The sequence below is a fragment of the Lachnoanaerobaculum sp. MSX33 genome (genome assembly GCF_000512995.1).
GTDB lineage: Bacteria > Bacillota > Clostridia > Lachnospirales > Lachnospiraceae > Lachnoanaerobaculum.
The window spans coordinates 1-1,542 of record NZ_AZXX01000012.1; the positions used below are offsets into that span (position 1 = coordinate 1).

At 29.4% G+C, this 1,542-nt stretch carries 1 protein-coding gene and 2 pseudogenes; all 3 read right to left on the reverse strand.

Annotated features, from left to right (window positions below; all coding sequences use genetic code 11):
* A pseudogene (locus tag HMPREF1495_RS01620) lies at positions 1-354 on the reverse strand (hypothetical protein); the annotation flags it as partial.
* A 51-nt stretch (positions 355-405) separates the two neighbouring features.
* Positions 406-1,077 carry a hypothetical protein gene (locus tag HMPREF1495_RS01625; RefSeq protein ID WP_034211502.1) on the reverse strand — a complete coding sequence of 224 codons (672 nt, stop codon included), beginning with the start codon at positions 1,075-1,077 and terminating at the stop codon, positions 406-408.
* A 191-nt stretch (positions 1,078-1,268) separates the two neighbouring features.
* A pseudogene (locus tag HMPREF1495_RS01630) lies at positions 1,269-1,542 on the reverse strand (hypothetical protein); the annotation flags it as partial.

Sequence of the window (1,542 nt, forward strand, 5' to 3'; positions counted from 1 at the left end):
GGTTTGTATAAATTCTGATGTTCTTTTACCCTCAGTTATCCGAAAAGAGCCGAGGGAAGGTGTCTTACCTAAAATATAAGGGTCTATAGCTTCATCAAATATGTCTAGAAGCACAGGTTCTGTTTCTATTACTTTGATATTTCCTTTACTATCGGTATACTCCATATTTGCACCTGCATACTGCATCATTCTGTATTTATTCCAGCCATCATCCATAAATTCGAATGCCTCAGTTCTTCTCATATCTTCCAATTTTTTAGCTCTTTCTTTAAGTAAATTATTCCCATATATCAATAGTGCTAAGGAAAATATTATAAAACATAAAATCCACCTAAACTTTAATTTGCTCCCCATTACAATATCCCTCTTAAATCTATTTCTTTTTCTACTACTTCAATATAAAAATCAATAATCATCTGTACTATAATCATTTTTAAATAATTGATTCAGAGTAATTGACCCATATTCTGTTATTACCTTTTCATAACCTTTCCCTGTATCATATGTAATTTTTCCTTCAAAGCTTGAACCGTCCAATCCTATAGTATCCAGTTCGTCAATATAATATCCTCCATCTTTATTTATTTTCTTCATATATTCAATCAGATCCTTCAGATCTTTACATTCTGTAAAACTATCCAATCTTTCACCCTCCGATATTGTTTTAGGATATATTGTATTTCCTACACCATCTATTCCGGAAATTCGTATATTTCTCATATTAGAATTAAAATTTTTAATATAGCTGTTTGTATTCTTATTTTCAATAATCCTATATCTAACCAAAGAACTAATTTTCCCATGTATATAATCTAATGTGTATTCATATACAATGTTCTCCATATTTCCACCGGCTTTTATAATCCATTTATTTCCTTTCTCATCATTGCATTCAATGTCTGTCCCTAAAATATGTGATAATTTAATTACCGGAATTATTTCATAGTAATATCTCATAGCTTTTTCTTCTCTCTTTTCAGCACTGTACTCAAAATATAACAATATGAAAATGGCTGATATGACTAAAGAAAATAATAAAATAAATATAGTAAGTCTCCTATTTTTATATACTCCCATCAACAGCTCCTCTTTGTTTAAAATTTAAATCCGGATCATGTATACTTAGAAAGTTTTCCAAACTTATCCGGTCTTTTACAGTAAAGATATTACTCTCACTTGCTATACATAACACATATCTAAAATACCTTGTACTGCTGTCAAATATAAACAAATCTTTTAGTGTAATTCTTCCATACCAATAATATTATCTACCTCAAAGAGTTGTCCTTAAACAATTCCATTATTCCAATAACATCTTTTTCTGTCAAAATTTTCTCTTCTCCATTTCCATAATCATATACAATCTTTGTCGGCTGATTGGTTCCGTCATAACCAATTATGTCCAGCTTACCCATATTTGATATACCATCAGGAACCTCAGTAATCATATATTCATATAAATCATCTATATTTTTCACTTCATTAAATTCTTCCATTTTCTCATTCTCGGTTATCGTTACATATTTTTTTTTGAATAATCCC

Bases quoted from the DNA above. Each gene is read 5' to 3' on its own strand.
- HMPREF1495_RS01625 (WP_034211502.1), bottom strand. From the start codon at position 1,077: ATGGGAGTATATAAAAATAGGAGACTTACTATATTTATTTTATTATTT.